Source organism: Streptomyces swartbergensis, assembly GCF_002148965.1.
Classification (GTDB): domain Bacteria; phylum Actinomycetota; class Actinomycetes; order Streptomycetales; family Streptomycetaceae; genus Streptomyces; species Streptomyces swartbergensis.
The window spans coordinates 1-21,824 of record NZ_NGFN01000126.1; the positions used below are offsets into that span (position 1 = coordinate 1).

Annotated in this window: 15 protein-coding genes and 2 pseudogenes; 4 read left to right on the forward strand and 13 right to left on the reverse strand. The window is 72.0% G+C overall.

Features of this window, described 5'->3' with window-relative positions:
- The 4 genes from CA983_RS20825 to CA983_RS20840 form a co-directional block, all read right to left on the reverse strand.
- Positions 1-1,614: acetyl-CoA carboxylase biotin carboxylase subunit (locus CA983_RS20825; protein WP_086602420.1), on the reverse strand; the 1,614-nt coding region annotated here is incomplete at its 3' end.
- Between the two features lie 8 nt (positions 1,615-1,622).
- On the reverse strand, positions 1,623-3,221 hold the full coding sequence (locus CA983_RS20830; protein WP_086602421.1) for an acyl-CoA carboxylase subunit beta: 1,599 nt from the start codon (positions 3,219-3,221) through the stop codon (positions 1,623-1,625).
- On the reverse strand, positions 3,218-4,915 hold the full coding sequence (locus CA983_RS20835; protein WP_086602422.1) for an acyclic terpene utilization AtuA family protein: 1,698 nt from the start codon (positions 4,913-4,915) through the stop codon (positions 3,218-3,220). Before CA983_RS20835 ends, CA983_RS20830 begins: the two co-directional genes overlap by 4 nt.
- Entirely contained in the window at positions 4,912-5,709 is a 798-nt protein-coding gene (locus CA983_RS20840) for a TIGR03084 family metal-binding protein (protein WP_086602423.1), read from the reverse strand. The genes CA983_RS20835 and CA983_RS20840 overlap by 4 nt, the downstream gene beginning before the upstream one ends.
- 135 nt (positions 5,710-5,844) lie before the next feature.
- Here CA983_RS20840 and CA983_RS20845 point away from each other — a divergent pair.
- Positions 5,845-5,976, forward strand: a pseudogene (locus CA983_RS20845) (TetR/AcrR family transcriptional regulator); the annotation flags it as partial.
- Here CA983_RS20845 and CA983_RS20850 read toward each other — a convergent pair.
- Both CA983_RS20850 and CA983_RS20855 read right to left on the reverse strand, forming a co-directional pair.
- Positions 5,977-6,930 (reverse strand): MerR family transcriptional regulator, encoded by a 954-nt coding sequence (locus tag CA983_RS20850; RefSeq protein WP_086602424.1) that lies wholly within the window; start codon positions 6,928-6,930, stop codon positions 5,977-5,979.
- A gap of 57 nt (positions 6,931-6,987) precedes the next feature.
- Entirely contained in the window at positions 6,988-7,446 is a 459-nt protein-coding gene (locus tag CA983_RS20855) for a pyridoxamine 5'-phosphate oxidase family protein (protein ID WP_086602425.1), read from the reverse strand.
- An 89-nt stretch (positions 7,447-7,535) separates the two neighbouring features.
- On the opposite strand from CA983_RS20855, the gene CA983_RS20860 reads away from it, so the two are divergent.
- The gene (locus CA983_RS20860) at positions 7,536-8,201 is read left to right on the forward strand and encodes a formylglycine-generating enzyme family protein (RefSeq protein ID WP_244207027.1); all 666 of its coding nucleotides are present in this window, start codon (positions 7,536-7,538) and stop codon (positions 8,199-8,201) included.
- Positions 8,202-8,231: 30 nt separating this feature from the next.
- On the opposite strand, the gene CA983_RS20865 is transcribed toward CA983_RS20860, so the two are convergent.
- The 4 genes and pseudogenes from CA983_RS20865 to CA983_RS20880 all read right to left on the reverse strand — a co-directional run bounded on the left by CA983_RS20865 (position 8,232) and on the right by CA983_RS20880 (position 14,225).
- Complete coding sequence (locus tag CA983_RS20865) at positions 8,232-9,209, reverse strand: EamA family transporter (RefSeq protein WP_208637004.1); 978 nt, start codon at positions 9,207-9,209, stop codon at positions 8,232-8,234.
- A gap of 153 nt (positions 9,210-9,362) precedes the next feature.
- A complete protein-coding gene (locus tag CA983_RS20870; RefSeq protein WP_086602427.1) occupies positions 9,363-10,499 on the reverse strand; it encodes a lipid II:glycine glycyltransferase FemX in 1,137 nt (378 codons plus the stop codon).
- A 34-nt stretch (positions 10,500-10,533) separates the two neighbouring features.
- Positions 10,534-11,350, reverse strand: a pseudogene (locus CA983_RS20875) (metallophosphoesterase family protein).
- Positions 11,328-14,225: an FAD-binding and (Fe-S)-binding domain-containing protein gene (locus CA983_RS20880; RefSeq protein WP_086602428.1), complete on the reverse strand. Its 2,898-nt coding sequence runs from the start codon at positions 14,223-14,225 to the stop codon at positions 11,328-11,330. The pseudogene CA983_RS20875 and the gene CA983_RS20880 overlap by 23 nt, the downstream one beginning before the upstream one ends.
- Before the next feature lie 86 nt (positions 14,226-14,311).
- Here CA983_RS20880 and serC point away from each other — a divergent pair, with 86 nt between their 5' ends.
- Positions 14,312-15,430: a phosphoserine transaminase gene (serC, locus tag CA983_RS20885; RefSeq protein WP_086602429.1), complete on the forward strand. Its 1,119-nt coding sequence runs from the start codon at positions 14,312-14,314 to the stop codon at positions 15,428-15,430.
- Positions 15,431-15,488: 58 nt separating this feature from the next.
- Here serC and CA983_RS20890 read toward each other — a convergent pair whose 3' ends face one another.
- Positions 15,489-16,394, reverse strand: a complete 906-nt coding sequence (locus CA983_RS20890) for an NAD(P)-dependent oxidoreductase (RefSeq protein WP_483027221.1) — start codon at positions 16,392-16,394, stop codon at positions 15,489-15,491.
- Positions 16,395-16,516: 122 nt separating this feature from the next.
- Between CA983_RS20890 and CA983_RS20895 the strand changes: the two genes are divergently transcribed.
- A complete protein-coding gene (locus tag CA983_RS20895) occupies positions 16,517-17,128 on the forward strand; it encodes a TetR/AcrR family transcriptional regulator (RefSeq protein ID WP_086602430.1) in 612 nt (203 codons plus the stop codon).
- A 71-nt stretch (positions 17,129-17,199) separates the two neighbouring features.
- Here the strand turns inward: CA983_RS20895 and CA983_RS20900 are convergent, their stop codons facing one another.
- Positions 17,200-18,795, reverse strand: a complete 1,596-nt coding sequence (locus tag CA983_RS20900) for an alpha/beta hydrolase (RefSeq protein ID WP_086602431.1) — start codon at positions 18,793-18,795, stop codon at positions 17,200-17,202.
- Between the two features lie 758 nt (positions 18,796-19,553).
- The gene (locus CA983_RS20910; RefSeq protein WP_086602433.1) at positions 19,554-21,734 is read right to left on the reverse strand and encodes a bifunctional polysaccharide deacetylase/glycosyltransferase family 2 protein; all 2,181 of its coding nucleotides are present in this window, start codon (positions 21,732-21,734) and stop codon (positions 19,554-19,556) included.
- Between the last annotated feature and the right edge of the window lie 90 nt (positions 21,735-21,824).

The following is a 21,824-nucleotide window of genomic DNA, read 5'->3' on the forward strand; positions in this document are numbered from 1 at the left end:
GTGCTCGGTCGTCGGGGCGGGGAAGCGGGGCAACGCCGTCAGGGCGGTGTTGTTCACGTGGATCCGGTCGCCGTAGGCCGCCACCTCGAACGTGCGCCGCACACTGCCCACTTCGAGGACCACGAGGTGCGTGTCGGCGCGTACCACCCGTACGCCGTCCGCCTCCAGGCCTGTGCGCGTGTGCCGGTAGTGGACCTCGTGTTCCTGCCCCGCCATCGCGTAGCGCTTGGTCTGCGGCTGTGAGGGGACGTTGCGCCAGCCGCCGAAGCGGGAGCGGCCGTGGGCGTCGGCGAGGGCGGCCGCCAAGGGGGCGTACGGGTCGGGGGACGGCTCCGTCAGGTCCGGCAGGTGGCGGTCGTAGAAGCCGGTGTCCATGCGGGCGGCGGTGAACTCCGGGTGGCGCAGGGAGCGGACCAGGAGGTCGCGGTTGGTGACGGGGCCGTGGATCACGGCCCGTTCCAGGGCGGAGGCGAGCTTGCGGACGGCCTCCGTGCGCGTGGGGGCGTGCGCCACGGCCTTGGCGATCATGGGGTCGTAGTGGACGCCGATGTCGTCGCCGTCGGTGTAGCCGGTGTCGAGGCGGATGCCTTCCGGTACGGACAGGCGGTGCAGGCGGCCGGTCTGGGGGGACCAGTCGCGGGACGGGTCCTCGGCGTAGAGGCGGGCCTCCACGGCGTGACCACGCGCGCGTGGCGGGGTGCTGTCGAGAGGGTGGCCCTCGGCGATGCGGATCTGTTCGGCGACCAGGTCGAGGCCGAACACGGCCTCTGTCACGGGGTGTTCGACCTGGAGGCGGGTGTTCATCTCCAGGAAGTGGGCCCTGCCGTCGGCGACGAGGAACTCGACCGTGCCGGCGCCCACGTAGTCGACGGCTCGGGCGGCCCGTACGGCGAGGGCGCTCATCTCCTCCTGGAGTTCCTCGGAGAGTCCGGGTGCGGGGGCCTCCTCGACGACCTTCTGGTGGCGGCGCTGGAGGGAGCAGTCGCGGGTGCCGAGCGGCCAGATCGTGCCGTGGGTGTCGGCGAGGATCTGCACCTCGACGTGGCGGCCGTTCTCCACGTACGGCTCGACGAAGACCTCGCCGTCGCCGAAGGCACTCGCCGCTTCGGCGCGTGCGGCGGCGAGTTCGGCGTCCAGGGCCGCCAGGTGCCGTACGACGCGCATGCCCCGGCCCCCGCCGCCCGACGCCGCCTTCACCAGGACCGGGAGGTCGGTCTCGGTGACGTCGGTGAGGGGCTTCAGTCCCATGAGCCGCTTGGCGCGGGTCTTGGACGCCATCGCCTCGATGGCGTCCGGGGGCGGGCCGATCCAGACCAGGCCCGCGTCCAGGACGACCCGGGCGAAGTCGGCGTTCTCGGAGAGGAAGCCGTAGCCGGGGTGCACGGCGTCCGCGCCGGACGCGACGGCGGCCTTCACGATCAGGTCGCCGCGCAGGTAGGTGTCGGCGGGCGCGGCCCCCGGAAGTCGTACGCCCGTGTCGGCCACGCGCGCGTGGAGGGCGTTCTCGTCGGCGTCCGAGTGCACGGCGACCGTGCGGATGCCCAGCTCGCGGCAGGTGCGGAAGACGCGGCAGGCTATCTCGCCCCGGTTGGCGACCAGCAGGGTGGAGATCATCTGTTCCCTCACATCCGGAAGACGCCGAAGCCGCCGCGCGCGCCCTCGTAGGGGGCGGTGTGGATGGCGGACAGGCACAGGCCGAGGACGGTGCGGGTGTCGCGCGGGTCGATGACGCCGTCGTCGTACAGCCGCCCGGACAGGAACATCGGCAGCGACTCGGACTCGATCTGCTGCTCCACCATGGCGCGCAGAGCGGCATCCGCCTCCTCGTCGTACGGCTGTCCCTTCGCGGCGGCCGACTGGCGGGCGACGATCGACAGCACGCCCGCGAGCTGCTGCGGGCCCATCACGGCCGACTTGGCGCTGGGCCAGGCGAAGAGGAAGCGCGGGTCGTAGGCCCTGCCGCACATGCCGTAGTGGCCGGCGCCGTAGGAGGCGCCCATGAGGACGGAGAGGTGCGGGACGCGGCTGTTGCTGACCGCGTTGATCATCATCGCGCCGTGTTTGATGATGCCGCCCTGCTCGTACTCCTTGCCGACCATGTAGCCGGTGGTGTTGTGCAGGAAGAGCAGCGGGATGTCGCGCTGGTTGGCGAGCTGGATGAACTGGGCGGCCTTCTGGGACTCCGCGCTGAAGAGGACCCCTCGGGCGTTCGCCAGGATGCCGACGGGATAGCCGTGCAGGGTGGCCCAGCCGGTGGTCAGGCTCGTGCCGTACAGCGGCTTGAACTCGTCGAAGTCGGAGGCGTCGACGATGCGGGCGATGACCTCGCGCGGGTCGAAGGGGGTTTTGAGGTCGCCGGGCACGAGCCCCAGGAGCTCCTCCTCGTCATACTTCGGGGGGATGGCCGGGTCAGGATCGCCGTACGCCTTGCGGTGGTTGAGGCGGGCGACCACGCGCCGGGCTTGCCGGAGGGCGTCGTGCTCGTCGACGGCGAAGTGGTCGGCGAGGCCCGACACGCGCGCGTGCATCTCGGCGCCGCCCAGGGACTCGTCGTCGCTCTCCTCCCCCGTGGCCATCTTCACCAGCGGCGGACCGCCGAGGAACACCTTGGCCCGCTCCTTGACCATGATCACGTGGTCGGACATGCCGGGGATGTAGGCGCCCCCGGCCGTCGAGTTGCCGAAGACGACGGCGACGGTCGGGATCCCGGCCGCCGAGAGCCGGGTGAGGTCGCGGAAGATGGCGCCCCCGGGGATGAAGATCTCCTTCTGCGACGGCAGGTCTGCGCCCCCGGACTCCACCAGGCTGATGCAGGGCAGCCGGTTGGCGAGGGCGATGTCGTTCGCGCGCAGGGCCTTCTTCAGCGACCAGGGGTTGCTCGCTCCCCCGCGCACGGTCGGGTCGTTGGCGGTGATCAGGCACTCCACGCCCTCGACGACACCGATGCCGGTGACGAGGGAGGCGCCGACGGTGTGGTCGCTGCCCCAGGCGGCCAGCGGGGACAGCTCCAGGAAGGGCGTGTCGGGGTCGAGGAGCAGCTCGATCCGTTCGCGGGCGAGGAGTTTGCCGCGCCGCCGGTGCCGCTCGACGTACTTCTCGCCGCCGCCCGCGAGGGCCTTGGCGTGCTCGGCGTCGAGTTCGGCGAGTTTGGCGAGCATGGCCTCGCGGTTGGCCCGGTGGTCGGGGCCGCTCGGGTCGAGCGCGGAGGTCAGGACGGTCACAGCAGGGCCTCCGGTATGTCCAGGTGGCGGGAGCGCAGCCATTCGCCGAGGGCCTTGGCCTGCGGGTCGAAGCGGTGCCGGTCGGCGACGCCCGCGCCGAGGATGCCCTCGACGACGAAGTTGAGGGCGCGGAGATTGGGCAGGACGTGCCGGGTGACGTTCAGCGGCCGGCTCTCGGGGATCAGCTCCCGGAACCGCTCGGCCGTCAGCTCGTGCGCGAGCCACCGCCAGGCGTCGTCCGTGCGGGCCCACACACCGACGTTGGCGTTGCCGCCCTTGTCACCGCTGCGGGCACCCGCGACGAGGCCGAGAGGGGCGTGCCGTGCGGGGCCGGGCGGCAGCGGCTCCGGCAGGGGCGGTTCGGGCAGGGGACGTTCGAGCAGGGGACGTTCGGGCTCCTCGTCGAGTACGGCGGTGTCGTGGGCCGGCGGCACGGGGACCCGGCGCCCGTCATGGAGGACGGCCACATGGTCGACCGCACCCTGGGGGACGTACACATCCTCGAAAACCCCATAGGGCGAGCCCTTTCCGGGTGGCGCCAGCACATGGAAGCCGGGGTAACTGGCGAGCGCCAGCTCCACGRCCGCCCCGCTCAGGGCCCGCCCGACGACCTCCTGGTCGGGGTCCCGTACGACGAGCCGCAGCAGCGCGCTCGCCGTCTCCTCGGTCGGGGCGTCGGGCCGGTCGGTGCGGACCAGCTCCCAGCGCACGTCGGCGGCCTTGCCCAGGGCCGGTTCCATCTGCTCCCGTACCAGGGCGGCCTTGGCCTCGATGTCGAGGCCGGTGAGCACGAAGACGACCTCGTTGCGGAAGCCGCCGAGCCTGTTGAGCCCGACCTTGAGGGTGGGCGGCGGCGCCTGACCGCGCACGCCCTCGATCCGCACCCGGTCGGGCCCCTCCTGGCCGAGCCGCACGGTGTCGAGCCGGGCGGTGACGTCCGGGCCGGCGTACCGGGCGCCGGTCGTCTCGTACAGCAACTGGGCGGTGACCGTGCCGACGTCGACGAAGCCGCCGGTGCCGGGGTGCTTGGTGATGACGCAGCTGCCGTCCTCATGGATCTCGGCGAGCGGGAAGCCGGGCCGGCGGACGTCGCCGTCCCGGAAGAAGGCGTAGTTGCCGCCGGTGGCCTGCGCCCCGCACTCCAGCACATGCCCGGCGACGACGGCCCCCGCGAGCCGGTCGTGGTCCGTTTCCCTCCACCCGAAGTGGGCGGCGGCCGGGCCGGTGACGAGTGCAGCGTCCGTCACCCGCCCGGTGACGACGATGTCGGCGCCCGCCCGCAGACAGGCCGCGATCCCGAAGCCGCCGAGGTAGGCGTGGGCTGCGAGGCTGTGGGGGTGGGCGGCGGTGAGGTCGTCGCCCTCGACATGTGCGACGCGCACGGGGATGCCGAGCCGGTCGACCAACATCCTTACGGCGTCGGCGAGTCCGGCCGGGTTGAGCCCGCCGGCGTTGGTGACGATCTTCACGCCCTGCTCGTGGGCGATCCCCAGGCAGTCCTCCAACTGCCGCAGAAAGGTACGGGCGTATCCGGCGGCCGGGTCCTTCAGCCGGTCGCGCCCCAGGATGAGCATCGTCAGCTCGGCGAGGTAGTCGCCCGTGAGGACGTCCAGGTCACCGCCGGTGAGCATCTCGCGCATGGCATCGAAGCGGTCGCCGTAGAAGCCCGAGGCGTTGCCGATGCGGAGGGTCACTGTCCGGCCCCTCTCGGGGGGCGGCCGGTGCCGGGCGGGCCCGCGAAGGCCTGGGCGATGTCCAGCCAGCGGTCGGCGTCGGGGCCGTCGGCGCGCAGGGCGAGGTCGGCGCGGTGGGCGCGCTGGGTGACCAGGAGGCAGAAGTCGGGGGCGGGCCCGGTGACGCGTTGCGGGGCGTCCTCGGGCCCGTACGTCCACAAGTCGCCGGACGGGGCTCGGAGTTCGACGCGGAAGGGATCGGCCGGCGGAGTCAGTCCGTGCACACGGTAGGCGAAGTCCCGGGTCCGCACCCCGAGCCGGGCCACATGCCGGAGCCGGTCGGTGGGTGGGCGCACCACACCCAGGGCGTCGGCCACATCCTGCCCATGCGCCCAGGTCTCCATGAGGCGGGCCGTCGCCATGGAGGCGGCCGACATGGGTGGGCCGTACCAGGGGAAGCGGGCCTTGGGTGGGGCGGCCCGCAGCGCCTGCTCCAGCGCCGTACGGCCGTCGCGCCACCGCGCGAGCAGTTCGCTGGGCGGGAGTCCGGCGTCCTCCTCGGCGCCCTCGTCGACGAAGGAGGACGGTGCGGCGAGGGCCTTCTCGACCAGGGCGCGAAAGCCGTCGGCGTCGGTGACGGCGAGCAGGGCCGAACGGTCCGTCCAGGCGAGGTGGGCGATCTGGTGGGCGACGGTCCAGCCGGGGGCGGGCGTGGCGAGCGCCCAGCGAGCCGTACTCAACCCGGCGACGACGCGGTCGAGTTCCTCGCTCTCCTCGCGCAGGTCGTCGATCACGGACGTCGTCGGATCGGACACGGGCGCTCCCCTCGGGGCACGGCGGTGTGCGGGGATGATGCGGGGTGGTGCGGGGCAGTGCTGGGTGGTGCGGCGTGCTGTGGAGCATGGCAGCGGGGCAAGAAACAATCAAGCGTGCTTGCATGAAAAACGAGGAATCCCGAGCTGCTCGCCCACTACCTCATGACCGTGGCCGACGGCATCGCCGTCCAAGCCGCCGGCGGCGCCACCCGCGAGGACCTCCCGCGGGTGGCCGAGATGGCCCTGCGGAGCTGGCCGCCTGCCTGACTACCGCACGCGGGACTGTTGCGGAGTGTGAGCGCGCAGGGCGTCTGTGAGCCAGGTGAACACCGGTGCCAGGCTGGGCGGGACGGGCCATCCGTTGATGACGGCCAGCAGGTGCCAGTAGCGCTCCGCGCGGGGGTCGCCGGCGATCTCCAGGCGTGTCAGCAGCCAGTGGCGCAAGTCTGTGTCGTCGGCGCGGCTGAAGGTTTGCGCGTAACGGGCGGTGAGGGCGTCGACGACGGGTGCGGCCGCGGCCGAGGCCGGAGCGATGCCGGCATCGAGTGCGCGGCCGACGCTGTCGCGGACGGTCTCGGTGAGGTCGTGGTGCAGGCCGGTGACGTCGCCCTGGGCGCGCTCGGCTGCCTGGTACTCGGCCATGCGGCGCAGGGCTGAGCGGAAGTCGGGGTCCTCGGTGAGTTCGGCGAGTTCCACCCAGGCGTCGACCTGACGGGGTTCGGGGTCGTCCGGCAGTTCGGGCATGGCCGAGCGGATCATGTCGACGAAGTCGGGGTTGGCGTCGAACCCGCCGAAGGTGTCTTCGATGACATCGGTGATGCGGCGTCGGCGTTCGTCGTCGGAGAGCTTGGCAAGCTTGTGCATGAGGTCCATTTCCTCGGCAGTGGAGCCTCGTTCGGCCACCGCTCGCAGCACCGCGCGCCGCAGTCGGAGGGTGCGGATCTGCACGTCCAGGGCGTCGGCGTGTGCGGCCGCGATCTCGGGCACCGAGACCTCCCGGTCCAGCATCTGCCGGATGACAGCAAGGTCGAGCCCCAGGTCACGCAGGGTGCGCACCAGCTCCAGACGCGCCAGTGCGCCGATGTCGTAGAGACGGTAGCCGGCCGGGCTGCGGTCCGTCGGCGGCACGATTCCGGTGTCGGAGTAGAACCGAATGGTCTTGACCGTCAGCCCGGTCCGCCGGGCCAGGGCCCCGATCGTGAAGAGCGTGTCGCCGTCCATGCCTGCACCTTCGCGCCTCCCCCTACGGGAGACTCAAGCCCGGTCTCCCCGCAGACCTCAGCCGTCGATGTCGAGCGCCGTCCCGTACAGCCGGTCCACGTGCAACCGGACGACCACCCGCCGCTCGGCCACCAACTGCTCCAGGAACGCGCCTTCGTCCTCCGGCCTGGCCGCCTCCGGGATGATCCCGAGCAGCTCCCGCCCGACCTCGTCCCCGGGAACCGTCGTGACCTCGGAAACCTCCGCCTCGCCCTCGGCGACGGCGAACGACCACACGTCGCCGCCCTGCACATGCAGCGCCGCGCGCGGATTGTGCCGCAGCTGCCTGACCTTGACGCGGTCGGCCGTCGTCGAGAACCGCACGATCCGGGCCTCGGGGTCCCAGGCGTAGACCATGGTGGTCAGATGGGGCCGACCGTTGCGCTTGACGGTGGCGAGGGTGCCGAACTGCTGCTTGCCGAGCAGGTCGGAGAGGGCTTCGTCGGACAGCGGGCGGGGTGCGGGACCTTGAGTCATGACCAGGTCAACTCGGCTGCCCACGCGGAAATTTCGCGAGCAGCGCTCGGACCGGGGCATAGGGTGGCGCGACAGGGGGTGGCGTGAACATGGGGAACGCGATGGTGGCCGTCCCGCCAGGGCGGGTGACGCTGTCGGACCGGCGGACGCAGCGGAGTTGGGCCGTCGAGGTCGCGCCCTTCCGGATGTCGGCGTTCCCGGTCACTCAGGCCTGGTACGCCCAGGTCACCGGTGAGCGGCCGAGTGCCGCTCACGGTGAGCGGCTGCCCGTCGAGGGCGTGTCGTGGTGGGACGCCGTGCGGTTCTGTAACGCGCTGTCCCGGGCGGAAGGGCTGACGCCGGTGTATCGCCTGTGCGGTGAGTCCGAGTCGGTCGACCTGGACGGCTCCGGTGACGGGTACCGGCTGCCGAGCGAGGCCGAGTGGGAGCATGCCTGCCGGGCCGGCAGCGGTGGGCCGCGGTACGGGCCGCTCGATGAGATCGCCTGGTATCGCGGCAACTCGCAGGAGCGGATCCGTCCCGTGGGCGGCAAGCGGGCCAACGCGTGGGGTCTCCACGACATGCTGGGCAATGTCTGGGAGTGGTGCTGGGACGTCTATGACGCCGAGGTCTACGGCACCTACCGAGTGTTGCGGGGCGGTGGCTGGGCGGACGAGCACTGGAGTTGCCGTGCTTCTGTCCGGCGGCGTAGTCATCCGACGTTCCGGATCGACGACGTGGGATTTCGCGTCGCGCGCGCATACCAGCCGCAGTGAACAGCCCGCAGTGAACGCGTCCCGGTCGCTCTAGCCCTCCAGCCCCGTACTCTCCAGCGCCGCCGTCTTCCGGCGGCCGCGGCCTCGGCCGCCGCCGCCGACCTGGGTCCGTACCGCCCCCATGCTCGCCGCGATGACGAGGGCGATCGCGGCGGCCTGCAGGGCGGTGAGGGCCTGGTCGAGGAGGAGGAAGCCGGCCGTCGCGGCGATGGCCGGTTCCAGGCTCATGAGGATCGCGAAGGCGGCGGCGGGCAGGCGGCGCAGGGCGAGCAGTTCGAGGGTGTAGGGCAGGACCGAGGAGAGCAGGGCCACCGCCGCGCCCAGGCCCAGCGTCACCGGGTCGACCAGCTTCGTGCCCGACTCGGCGATGCCCAGCGGCAGGAACAGCACCGCCCCCACCGCCATCGCCAGTGCCAGGCCGTCCGCCTGCGGGAACCGGCGGCCCGTACGGGCGCTGAAGATGATGTAGGCCGCCCACATGGCGCCGGCGCCCAGGGCGAAGGCGACTCCCGTGGGGTCGAGGCCGCTGAAGCCTCCCCCGCCGAGGAGGAAGACGCCGGCGAGGGCGAGGGCCGCCCAGACGACGTTGATCGCGCGGCGGGACGCCAGGACGGAGAGGGCGAGCGGGCCGAGGACCTCCAGGGTGACCGCGGGGCCCAACGGGATGCGGGCGACGGACTGGTAGAAGAGGCCGTTCATGGCGGCCATGGTGATGCCGAAGACGACCACCGTGCCCCAGTCGGCGCGCGAGTGTCCGCGCAGCCGCGGGCGGCAGACCAGCAGCAGGACGACCGCCGCCACGAGCAGCCGCAGCGCCACCACCCCGAGGGCGCCCGTCCTCGGCATCAGCATCACGGCCAGCGCACCGCCGAACTGCACGGAGATCCCGCCCGCGAGCACCAGGCCGACCGGCCCGAGGGAGCGCAGCCGGCCCGGCCCGGCGGCCGGTGCGGCGGCAGCGGCTGTCGTCGCGGGCTGGGGCGTGGTGACGCTGTCGGGAGTGGTCACGGGCGGTCCTGTGCTCGGCTCGGCGGCGTACTCGGGCTGCGTACGTACACCGTCATGCACGTTCGCGTGCATCACGGTGTACCGTTCAGTCCAGAGTAATGGACTCGGTCAGGCGCGTAAACCGCTTATGCCACTGTCTCGGAATGCGGGCTCTCAGCGGCGGGCGAGGTACAGGTTCAGCGCCTTGTACAGCAGCCGGTTGAGCGGGAAGTCCCACTCCCCGAGGTACTCGACGGCCTCGCCGCCGGTGCCCACCTTGAACCGGAGCAGGCCGAGCAGGTGGCTGGACTCCTCCAGGGTGTCGGTGATGCCGCGCAGGTCGTAGACGGCGGCGCCCAGTTCATGGGCGTCGCACATCATGCGCCACTGCACGGCGCTGCTCGGCTGGACCTCGCGCCGCCGGCTGGTGGAGGCGCCGTAGGAGTACCAGACGTGGTCACCGACGGTCAGCATCGTCGCGGCGGCCAGCACCTCGCCGTCGTGGTACGCGAGGTAGAGCCGCATCCGGTCCGGGTGCTCGGCCGTGAGGGCGCTCCACATGCGCTGGAAGTAGGGCAGCGGGCGCGGGATGAAGCGGTCCCGTTCGGCGGTCTCGCAGTACAGCTCGTGGAAGGCCGGCAGATCCTCGTGGCCGCCGCGTACGACCTTCACGCCGGCCTTCTCCGCCTTGGTGATGTTGCGCCGCCACTGCTGGTTCAGACCGCCGCGGATGTCGTCCAGCGACCGTCCGGCGAACGGCACCTGGAAGACGTACCGGGGCTGTCCCGCGGCGAAGCCGTCCCCGCCGCCGGGTTCGGTCTGCCGCCAGCCCATGCGGCGCAGGGTGTCCGCGACCTGGCCGGCACGCGGTTCGAACGACGTCGCCCGCACGTCGCGCAGCCGCCGGGCGGCCGGGTCCGCGATCGCCGCCTTGACCGCCTCGGCGCTCCACCGGCGCACCACGACCGGCGGGCCCATCCGCACCGCGAAGGCGCCCCGTCGCCCGAGGTGGGCGACCATCGGCTCCAGCAGGCGTTCGAGGCCGGGCTCGTGCCAGTCGATGAGCGGGCCCTCGGGCAGATACGCCAGGTACCGGGGCAGCCCGGGCAGCTTCGGCCCGGGCAGCGGGCGCAGCAGCACCAGTCCGGCGCCGACGAGCTGCCCGGTCGCGTCGAACCAGCCGAGGCTCTCCGCCTGCCAGTCGGGCTTCACCTCGCCCCAGGACGGGAGCTGCGTGTGGCTGGCGGAGGGGCGGGCCGCGACGAACGCCAGATGCTCGTCACGGGTGATCGGCTGGACGCGGACGCTCATGCGCGGGCTCCTTCGAGTGGCTGGTGCCGTGACTCTAGGAGCGGCCCCGCCCCTCCCCCCGCTCAGACACTCGGGTCCGCCCGTCCCGTGGCCCGAACGCCTCAAGCGCGTCCACGTCGCTCGCGCGGGCGTTCAGGTGGTAGTCGGCCCAGGCTGCGATGTCCGCGTACGCGCACTCGGCGATCAGCCGCGCGGTCGCCGTGGGGATGTCGTACGGCGTGACGCGCAGATCGGTGCCCGGGCCCAGCAGGCACCAGTGCGCGCCGGGGCGGCCGTACGGCATGCCGACGCTGCCCGGGTTGACCACCAGGCGGCCGTGGGCCAGACGGGTGTAGGGCATGTGGGTGTGGCCGCACACCACCGTGCGGATGTCGTCGTCCAGGCCGGTGAACACCTCCGTCCAGCGGGCCGGGCGGGAGTCGACCAGGACGATCTCCTCGTCGTCGCGGGGTGTGGCGTGGCAGAAGAGGACCTTGCCGTGGCCGGGGACGGTGAGGGTCAGGGACGTGGGCAGGGAGTCGAGGAAGTCGACCTGCTCGGCAGTCAGCCGGCGGGCCGCGTACGGGGTGATCGCGTCGGGGAGACGGTCCCGCTCGCCCCTGGCGATCTCGACCAGCTCGCGGTCGGCGGTCGGCGTTCCCCGCGACCCACAGCACACGGTCGCCCTGCGCCCGCAGCAGTTCGATGACCTCCCCCGGGTGCGGGCCGGCCGCGATGTCGCCGGTGAGCACGACGCGCTCGGCGGCGGCGACGTCCGGCTCGGCGAGGACGGCCTCCAGGGCGGGGAGGACGCCGTGGATGTCGGACAGCACGGCCACTCGCCCCGGTTCACCGCTCGACCCCCGTGTCATTGCCCGCTCCTTCCTCCAGTGCCGCAGCCAGCACCTCCGCCAGGTGCCTCCCCCGCACGCCCGCCAGCTGCTCCAGCTGCGTACGGCAGGAGAAGCCGTCCGCCAGGACCACCGTGCCGTCCGGGGCGTCCCGCACCGACGGCAGGAGCTGTTCCTCGGCGCAGGCCGTGGACACCTCGTAGTGGCCCTTCTCGAAGCCGAAGTTTCCCGCGAGACCGCAGCAGCCGCCGCTCAGTTCGCCGGAGAGCAGAGCGGCTTGACGCAGCCGGCGGTCGGCGGCGTCGCCCAGCACCGCGTGCTGGTGGCAGTGGGTCTGGCCGGCCACCGGGCGGTCCACGCGCGGCGGTGTCCAGTCGGGGGCGTGGCGTTCCAGCGTCTCCGCGAAGGTGAGGACCTTGGCGGCGAGGCGGGCCGCGCGCGGGTCGTCGTGCAGCAGCTCGGGGACGTCCGTGCGGAGCGCCGCCGCGCAGCTCGGCTCCAGGACCACGACCGGGGCGTCGGTCTCCAGCACCGGTTCCATCAGGTCGAGCGTGCGGCGCATGACCGCTCGGGCGCGGTCCAGCTGCCCCGTCGACACGTACGTCAGCCCGCAGCAGACACGCCCCCGGCCCCGCAGCAGGGACAGCGGGTCGAGCGCGACCGTCCTGCCGTCGCCCACCGGCGGTTTCGCCAGATGCACGGTCGGCGGCAGCGCCACCCGCAGCCCGGCCGCCTCCAGCACGCGCACGGCGGCCTGCCCGACGGCCGGCGAGAGGTACTCGGTGAAGGTGTCGGGCCACAACACGACGAGACGGCCGCGCCCGGCAACAGCGACCTCGCCCCGCCGCCGCTCCCACCACCGGCTGAACGTCCGTGTCGCCACCCGCGGGATCTCCCGCTCGGGGGCGATCCCGCCCAGCCGTTTCGCCGCCCGGGCGAAGGGGCGCACCCGGGCGAGGGCGTTGACCAGCGGCGCCGTGCGCGTACGGGTCACCGCCCGGAGCCACGCCGGCAGCCGGCCCATCGCGTAGTGCGCGGCCGGGCGGCGCCGGCCGGCGTAGTGGTGGTGGAGGAACTCCGCCTTGTACGTGGCCATGTCGACCTCCACCGGGCAGTCCGACCGGCAGCCCTTGCAGGACAGGCACAGGTCCAGCGCGTCCCGCACCTCCGTGGAGCGCCAGCCGTCGGTCACCACCTCACCCGCGAGCATCTCGTGCAGCAGCCGCGCACGCCCGCGCGTGGAGTGCTCCTCCGCGCCGGTCGCCCGGAAGGACGGGCACATGACGGCGGAGCCGGACACCGACGTCGTACGGCACTTGGCGACGCCCACGCAGCGCCGCACCGCCGCCGAGAAGTCACCGCCGTCGGAGGAGTAGCCGAAGGCGACGTCGACGGGCTCACGGGGGAGGACGGAGAAGCGCAGGCCGGCGTCGAGGGGCGCGGGGCGGACCAGCATGCCGGGGTTGAGGAGGTCGTCGGGATCCCACACCCCTTTCACCCGCTCGAACAGGCCCACCATCTCCTGCCCGTACATCTTCGGCAGCAGCTCCGCCCGCGCCTGCCCGTCCCCGTGCTCCCCGGACAACGACCCGCCGTGCGCCACCACCAGCTCCGCGAGCTCCTCCGAGAAGCGCCGGAAACGGGCGATGCCGGGCTCCGTCAGCAGGTCGAAGTCGATGCGGACGTGGATGCAGCCGTCCCCGAAGTGCCCGTACGGCGTGCCGCGCAGGCCATGCGCGCCGAGCAGCGCGCGGAAGTCCCGCAGATACGCCCCGAGCCGGACTGGCGGCACCGCGCAGTCCTCCCACCCCGGCCACGCTTCCCTCCCGTCCGGCATCCGGGTCGCCGTACCGCTCGCGTCCTCCCGGATCCGCCACAGCACGCGCTGCCCCGCCGGATCGGTCACCACCAGGGCGTCCAGGACATCGGCCACCCGCACGATCGCCTCCGCACGCGCGCGTGCCTCGGCTGCCGACTCCCCGCCGGTCTCCACGAACAGCCAGGCCCTGCCCCGCGGCMGCGCGGCCGCGGACGGCACCAGGTCCGCCGCCATGCCCTCCACCGTCAGCGGGCGCAGCGGCAGCAGCCCGGCCGCCGCCTCCGCCGCCGCGCTCTCGTCGGCGTAGCCCAGCACGGCCAGCGCACGCGCGCGTGGTGCCTCGACCAGTCGTACGGTGGCCTCGGTCAGCACGCCCAGCGTGCCCTCCGAACCGCAGAAGGAGCGGGCCACGTCGGCGCCCTTCTCGGGCAGCAGGGCGTCCAGCGCGTACCCGGAGATGCGGCGGGGCAGCTCGGGGAAGCCCGTGCGCAACCGGGCCAGATCGCCGTCCACGAGCTCCCGCAGGCCGTCCGGCGCGCCGGCCCAGTCCGGCCCGAGCCGCAGCCGCCGCCCGCGCGCGGTGACCACGTCCAGCTCGCGCACGCTGTCCGCGGTCGTCCCCCACGCCACGGAGTGCGAGCCACAGGAGTTGTTGCCGATCATGCCGCCGAGCGTGCAGCGGCTGTGCGTGGACGGATCCGGCCCGAACCGCAGCCCGTGCGCAGCCGCCGCCTCCTGGAGCCGGTCGAGCACCAGCCCCGGCTGCACTACGGCCGTACGCGCCTCGGGATCCAGAGCGACCAGCCGGTTCATGTAGCGGGTGAAGTCCAGGACGACACCGGTGCCGGTGGCCTGCCCCGCGATGGACGTGCCCCCGCCGCGGGCGACGACGGGCACGCCGTGCTCCCGGCAGACGGCCAGTACGGCGGCCACGTCCTCGGCGTCCACGGGCGCGACGACCCCACGAGGGACCCTCCGGTAGTTCGACGCGTCCATGGTGACCAGCGCCCGGGAGGTGACATCGAACCCGACCTCGCCCCGGACGGCCGCCCGCAACTCCATCTCAAGTTTGGACATGCCTCCGCTCATGCCTCCACTCAACACCGTCTCACCCGACGGACGACGTTTCGCCCGCGTTTCGGTAAACGGCTACGCTCCCCTCCGTGGCTGAGATCCGGATTCCCTCTGACATCAAGCCCGCGGACGGACGTTTCGGCGCGGGTCCCTCCAAGGTGCGGACGGAGGCGCTGGACGCCCTCGCCGCCACCGGCACGTCCCTCATGGGCACCTCCCACCGCCAGGCTCCCGTCAAGAACCTGGTCGGCAAGGTACGTGAGGGCATCCGCGAGCTGTTCCAGCTCCCCGACGGTTACGAGGTGATCCTCGGCAACGGCGGCTCCACCGCGTTCTGGGACATCGCGACGCACGGCCTGATCGAGAACAAGTCGCAGCACCTCAGCTTCGGCGAGTTCTCCTCCAAGTTCGCCAAGGCCGCCAAGCTCGCGCCCTGGCTGGCCGAGCCGGACGTCATCTCCTCCGACCCCGGCACGCACCCCGAGCCGGTCGCCGAGGCGGGCGTGGACGTCTACGCCTTCACCCACAACGAGACCTCGACCGGTGTCGCCATGCCGATCAAGCGGGTGGCCGGCGCCGACGAGGGCGCCCTGGTCCTCGTGGACGCCACCTCGGGCGCCGGCGGTCTCCCCGTCGACATCGCCGAGACGGACGTCTACTACTTCGCCCCGCAGAAGTCCTTCGCCTCCGACGGCGGCCTGTGGATCGGCGTCTTCTCCCCGGCCGCGATCGAGCGCGCGGAGCGGATCCACGCGAGCGGCCGCCACGTCCCGGAGTTCTTCTCGCTCCCGACGGCGATCGACAACTCCCGCAAGAACCAGACGTACAACACCCCGGCCCTCGCCACGCTGTTCCTCCTCAACGAGCAGCTGGAGTGGATCAACGGCCAGGGCGGCCTGGACTGGTCGGTCCGCCGCACCGCCACGTCCGCGCGGACGCTGTACGGCTGGGCCGAGGACGTCAAGTTCGCGAACCCGTTCGTCACCGACCCGGCCAAGCGCTCCCAGGTCATCGGCACGATCGACTTCACGGACGAGGTCGACGCCGCCGCCGTCGCCAAGGTCCTGCGCGCCAACGGCATCGTCGACACCGAGCCCTACCGCAAGCTCGGCCGCAACCAGCTGCGCGTCGCGATGTTCCCGGCGATCGACCCGGCGGACGTCGAGGCGCTCACGAAGTGCGTCGACTACGTGATCGAGAAGCTCTGACCTCTCTCGCGTACGTGACCGAGGGTGCCCCGCTCGTGCGGGGCGCCCTCGCTCGTACTCAGGCGCCCGCGCCCCTGACGAACACCTCGAACAGCCGGGTCAGGCTGTCCTCCGCGTAACCTTCCGCCGAGGCGCGCCGGAACGCCTCCAGCACCGCGGCGGGCAGCGCCGGGTCCACGCCCGCGTCCCGCGCCGTGTGCACGACGTGCTCCATGCTCGCCACGGCCATCGAGATCCGCTCGACGTCGCCCGAGTGCCGCCCCGCCTCGATCCGCGGCGTGTAGAAGTCGAGGAACTGGTCCATCCCGCCCAGCGTCCGCGCCGCGTACGGCGTGATCTCCGAGGCGCTGATGCCGTTCGCGTCCGCCAGCGCCAGCGTGTGCAGCCAGGCGGTCAGGGTGGTCCAGAAGAGGTCCATCTGGAGCTGGTAGTAGAGCGCGGCCAGGCCCGGGTCCTCGCCGCGGTAGTCGGTGCCCGTGATGACCTGCAGAACGTGCTCGTACTGCTCGAAGAGGTCCCGGGGGCCGCTGTAGAAGGTGTCGAACTCCGGCGAGCCGATGCCGGACGGCGGTGTCTGGACTCCGCCGGTGAGGTGACGCGCCCCGTGCTCGACCGCCCAGGCCGCCCCCTCGCGGGCCCGCTCCGGGGTGTCCGAGCTGAGGTTGACCAGGACGCGGCCCGCCAGTGCCGGAGCGGCGGGCTCCAGGATGGCGTACATCGCGGCGTAGTCGGTGAGGCTCAGCACGACCACCTCGTTCGCCGCCAGCGCCTCCTCGACGCCGGCGGCGCGCACCGCGCCCGTGGCCACCAGCTCGTCGGCGCGGCTCGCCGTGCGGTTCCAGACGGTGACGTCGTAGCCGGCGTCCAGGTAGGCACCGGCCATCGCGCGGCCCATGGGGCCGAGACCGATGACGGTGACGGACGAGGCGCCGGACGACGGGTGCGCGGCAGCAGACGGACTCACAGCGGACGGACTCACAGAAATCTCCCCGGGGATCACTGAACGGCGACTAGAACGAACGCTCTATCCAGAGAGGAACCTAGCACGTGACTAGAGCGATCGCTCTAGCTCGGTAGAGTGGCGGCGTGAAGACCAAGGCCCCGCACGACCTCGAGACCGCCGGCACCCGCGAGCGGATCGTCCGTACGGCATCCCGCCTGATGCAGCGCCAGGGCTACGAGGGCACCGGTATCAAGCAGATCTCCCGCGAGGCCGGGGCGACGCTCGGCTCGGTCTACCACTTCTTCCCCGGCGGCAAGCAGGAGCTCGGCACGGCCGCCGTGCGGCTCGGCGACGAGGAGTTCACCGAGCTGCTGCGCGAGTCGCTCGACGCGGAGCCGGACCCGGCCAAGGCCCTCGTCGCGCTCACCGCCTCCCTCGCCGAGGGCCTGCGCGAGTCCGACTGGCTCGACGGCTGCCCGGTCACCTCCACCGTCGTCGGCACGGCGGGCAGCGCCCCCGGCATCCAGCGGGCGGCGGCCGAGGCGTTCGCCCGCTGGCGGGCCGTGGTCGCCGCGAAGCTGGTCGCCGCGAGGTTCGCCGAAGCGGACGCTGAGGATCTGGCCCACACGGTGATCGCCACGCTGGAGGGGGCCGAACTGGCGTCCCAGGTCGCCCGCAGCGAGACCCCGCTGGAGGCGGCGGGACGGCATCTGGCGCGTCTGATCGCCTCGTACGGAGGCAGCGGTCACTCGTGACCACGCAAGGGGCGCCCGGCAGGTACCGGGCGCCCCTCATGTCACGTCAGACGATGCTCACGCAGGCATGCTCAGACCACGGACCCCAGGATCCCGCGCAGGGTGTCGCCGACCGTGGCGACGGCCGGCTGGGGCGTGCTCGGCGTCTTCTGCGCCGAGGCCTGCGGCTTCGGGTCGGGCAGCTTCTTGCAGACCGCGTCGGCCACGCCGCTGCCGTGCGGCACCTTGCCGCTGGTGAGGTACGTCGCCAGGTGCTTGTCGAGGCAGGCGTTGCCGCTCAGCGTGATGCCGTGGTTGCCGCCGCCCTGCTCCACCACCAGGCTGGAGCCCTTCAGCAGCCGGTGCATGGTGACACCGCCCTGGTACGGGGTGGCCGCGTCGTCCGTCGCCTGGAACAGCAGCACCGGCGGGAGCTTGGCGTTGGCGACGTTCACCGGCTTGAGCGACTTCGTCGGCCAGAACGCGCACGGGGCGTTGTACCAGGCGTTGTTCCAGGCCATGAACGGCGCCTTCTCGTACACGGCCCAGTTGTCCTTGCGCCACTGCTTCCAGTCGCGCGGCCAGGACGCGTCACGGCACTGCACCGAGGCGTAGACGCTGTAGCCGTTGTCGCCGGAGGCGTCGATGGCGGCGATGTTGTCGTACGCCTTGACCAGCGCGGCGGTGTCGTGCTTGTTGACGTACGCCGCGAACGTCTGGGCGAGGGTGGGCCAGTAGGCGTTGTTGTAGCCGCCGGGTATGAAGATGTCCTCCAGTTCGGAGGCGCCCACCTTGCCGCCCGCGGGCTTCTTGGCCACGGCCGCCCGCATGGCGTACCACTTGGCCTCGACCTTCGCCGGGTCGGTGCCGAGCTTGTACGTGGAGTTGTACTTGGCGATCCACGCCATCAGCGCCTTGTGGCGCTTGTCGAAGGCGTAGTCCTGCTTGATGTTGGCGTCGTACCAGACCCCGGTCGGGTCGACGATCGAGTCCAGCACCAGGCGCCGCACCCGCTCGGGGAACAGCTTGGCGTAGACCGCGCCGAGGTAGGTGCCGTACGAGTAGCCGAAGTAGTTGATCTTCTTGGCGCCGAGGGCCTTGCGGATCGAGTCCATGTCCTTCACGGCGCTGACCGTGTTGATGTACGGCAGGACGTCGGCGTACTTCTTGCCGCAGGCCTGGGCGAAGGACTTGGCGCGGTCGAGGTTGGCCTTCTCGATCGCCGGGGTGCTGGGGACGGAGTCGGGACGCACCGGGTTGAAGTAGCCCGGCTTGCAGTCCAGGGCGGGCTGGCTCTTGCCCACGCCGCGCGGGTCGAAGCCGACGACGTCGTACTGGGCGGCGACCTCCTTGGGCAGGGAGGACGCGACGAAACCGGCCAGCGTCAGGCCGCTGCCGCCGGGGCCGCCGGGGTTGACCAGCAGCGGGCCCTGGTACGTCTTCGCGGTGTGCGGCACGCGGGACAGCGCCAGCGTGATCTTCTTCCCCTGCGGCTTCGCGTAGTCGAGCGGCACCTTCACCGACGCGCACTGGAGCGTCGGGTAGTCCTCCGTGCCGCACTTCTTCCAAGTGACCTTGGCGGCGGCGGTGTTCGCGGAGTGCGACGCGCTGGCGCTGGCGGGGACGGCGGTGAGTGTCCCGGCCAGGACGACAGTCGCGCCGCACAGGACGGCTGCGCTTCTTCTCATGGAGCTCTCTCAGAACGGTGAGGGGGGTCAGGACCGCGTGTCACACGGTCCGTGCCGCATCGTTTCGGAAGAGCACGCCATGCACGTATGTATTCGACCAAGACTTGACCGAATCGAGTCATTCGGTGCGCGCAAACCCCCTGAAATTGGGGGCAGTTGGACTACCGCGAACAACGCAAGAGGAGCGCAGGACGCGACGAGAGGGGCGCCCGGAAACCCAAGCGCCCCTGGCAGGTCAGGAGCCCGAGAGGGGCGGGAGGAGGCCTGTGCTCCGGTCCTGCCCTCCCTCCGCCGCCTCGCCGTCGCACCGGGTCTCCGTCGTGGTGTTCTGGGGCCCGAACAGGACAGTCCAGACGAGCCCTTCGACCCCCTGCCGCTCATTGCGGGACGTGTAGCATGAGGAACTCTGGCCATTGCCGCGGTCCGGCGGCGGAGCGGAGTGGGCCGCTACGGGTGCGGCGGAGGTCAGGGCTGCTGCGAGGACGATGACAGCCGCACCAGCCGAGTGCGCGAGGGATCGGGGCATACGGTGCAATCGCGGAGTTTTCATGATCACACCTTGAGCGGGAAAGCGCCCGGGAGGAAGGCTGACGGCCCCTCAACCGAACAATTCAACCCGATTGTGTGATTCCCCGAGGAGGCTCGGGCAGGCGGGCGTGGGAAAGGGCCACGTCAGCACGCGTCAGGGGCCTCGGTGAACCGGATGAGCCATCCGGCGTAGAGAACCTGCCTCGGCGCCGCACGCCGCCGAGGCTCGCTCACGTCCGGCGCGTGGAGGGCTGGGGAGGCAGCATCACGTCTCCACTGCGTTTGAGCCGCTGCCAGGGCAGTCGGTAGCCGTTGATCGCGGTCAGGCAGGCCTGGGCGAGGACCAGATACATCACCTGGCGGTAGACCACCTGCTGGAGAGGAAGCGCCCACAGGGGCCGGAGCCTCTCGCCGTCGAGATGGAAGGCGTACACGGCGCAGACGGCCTGCACCGCCAGCACACCGCTCCAGGCCAGCACAGTGGTGCGCGGGTTCCCGAACACCAAACCGTAGAGGGCCAGTATGTCGATCAGCGGGGCGAGCAAGGGGGTGAAGATCTGGAAGACGGCCAGCAAGGGCAGACCGAGGCGGCCGAAGTGGCCCGCGGGGCCACGCTCCAGCAGCGCATGACGGTGCTTCCACGTGGCCTGCATCGTGCCGTAGCTCCACCGGTAGCGCTGGCGCCACAGTTCCCGCAACGAGGACGGCGCCTCGGTCCAGGCGAGTGCCTCCGACGCGTAGCGGACCTCCCACCCGGCCCGGTGCAGGGCCATGGTGATGTCGGTGTCCTCGGCGAGGGTGTCGGCACTCATCATTCCGGCGTCCCGCAGGGCCTCGGCGCGGAATGCCCCCACGGCACCGGGAATGGTGGGCAAGCAGCGCAGCAGGTCGTACATGCGGCGGTCGAGGTTGAAGCCCATGACGTACTCGATGTGCTGCCACCGGCCGAGCAGCCGCCGGCGGTTGCCGACCTTGGCGTTGCCCGCGACGGCGCCGACGCGGGGGTCCGCGAACGGCTGGACGAGGCGGCCGACGGTCGAGGGGGCGAAGACGGTGTCGGCGTCCAGCATGACGATGAGGTCGTGGGAGGCCCGCAGGACGCCGGTGTTGAGGGCGGAGGGCTTACCGCCGTTGGGCCGGCGGATGACGGTGACGTTCGCGAGGGCGAGTGACTGCGCGATGTCGGCGGTGCCGTCAGTGGATCCGTCGTCCACGACGATGATCTCGACGGGGTGGTCGCTCGCAGCGAGGGAGCGGAGCGTCTTGGCGATGCACAGCTCCTCGTTGTAGGCGGGTATGACGACGCTGACGGGCTGGGTGACGGGCCGGCCGCTGTAGGGGCGCCGTTGACGGCGGGCGTGGTGACGGGCCAGGACGAGCAGGAGCACACAGCGTGCGAGGACGAGCGAACCGACCACGAGCAGCAGCACGCTGACGGCCGACACCGCTGCCCCCGAAACGGTCACAGCGGCCACGAAGATGCGGCCACTCCACCGGTCCGCCGTGTCGACGGGGCTCGTGAAACTCTCGGTGCCGACGAGATCGGCGAGGGTGGTGAACCGATAGCCCTGTGCCTTCAGCCGGGGGATCAGGGTCTTGAGGGCTTCGACAGTCTGTGATCTGTCCCCTCCCGCGTCGTGCAGGAGGACGACCGCACCCCTGCCCGCCGCGCTCGGTGTGGCGGCGTCGGCGATCGCCCGGGCGCCCGGCCGCCGCCAGTCGTTGGTGTCCTGGTCTATGAACGCCAGGACGTAGCCCTTCTCGCCCAGGCGCTGGGCCACGGACCACGCCCTGGCGTCGAGGGCGGAAGGGGTCGAGGAGTAGGGCATCCGCATCAGTGACGTGTTGATGCCCGCGGCCCCTGCGAGGGCGAGTTGGGTCAGCGCCAGCTCACGGTCGACGGCGCTCGCGGACTGGGTGGTCAGGTCCCGGTGGGAGAAGGTGTGGACGCCGATCTCGTGTCCGGAGCGGACCACACTGCGCAGGACTCCCGGGTGCCGGCTGGTCTGTTGCCCGGTGACGAAGAAGGTGCCGGGCGTGCGGTGGTGGTCGAGAACGGCCCGTATACGGGGCGTCCAGGTGGGGTCGGGGCCGTCGTCGAAGGTCAGGACGACGGTCTTGTCCGGTGTGCGATACGTCCGCAGGTGATCGTTGGTGGTGTCGACGACCGGGCCGCCGTCGGCGATCCTGCGGGGCACGCCGGTGGCCGGTCGTCCGCTGCGCCCTTCCTGGTCACCGGCGAAGCCCCTGGTGGTGTACCCCTCGACCAGGAGGACCGAGGCGACGAAAGCCAGCAGGACGAGGGGAACGACGATACGGAAGCGGTGCCGCGGCGACAGGGGTGCTCGCGTCCGCCGCGGGCCGGGCGACCTCGGTGAGCGGCCGGGTGACCGGTCAGGGCGCCGCCGCATCAGGGGGCCTCGGCCACCGATGGGTCGGGGGGCGGGGGTTCGACCACGGCACCGGGCGGTGCCGCGGGACTGGTCGCCGGCCCCGTGGGC

Bases quoted from the DNA above. Each gene is read 5' to 3' on its own strand.
- CA983_RS20910 (WP_086602433.1), bottom strand. From the start codon at position 21,734: ATGCGGCGGCGCCCTGACCGGTCACCCGGCCGCTCACCGAGGTCGCCC.
- CA983_RS20850 (WP_086602424.1), bottom strand. From the start codon at position 6,930: ATGGACGGCGACACGCTCTTCACGATCGGGGCCCTGGCCCGGCGGACC.
- CA983_RS20860 (WP_244207027.1), top strand. From the start codon at position 7,536: ATGGGGAACGCGATGGTGGCCGTCCCGCCAGGGCGGGTGACGCTGTCG.
- CA983_RS20900 (WP_086602431.1), bottom strand. From the start codon at position 18,795: ATGAGAAGAAGCGCAGCCGTCCTGTGCGGCGCGACTGTCGTCCTGGCC.
- CA983_RS20870 (WP_086602427.1), bottom strand. From the start codon at position 10,499: ATGAGCGTCCGCGTCCAGCCGATCACCCGTGACGAGCATCTGGCGTTC.
- CA983_RS20855 (WP_086602425.1), bottom strand. From the start codon at position 7,446: ATGACTCAAGGTCCCGCACCCCGCCCGCTGTCCGACGAAGCCCTCTCC.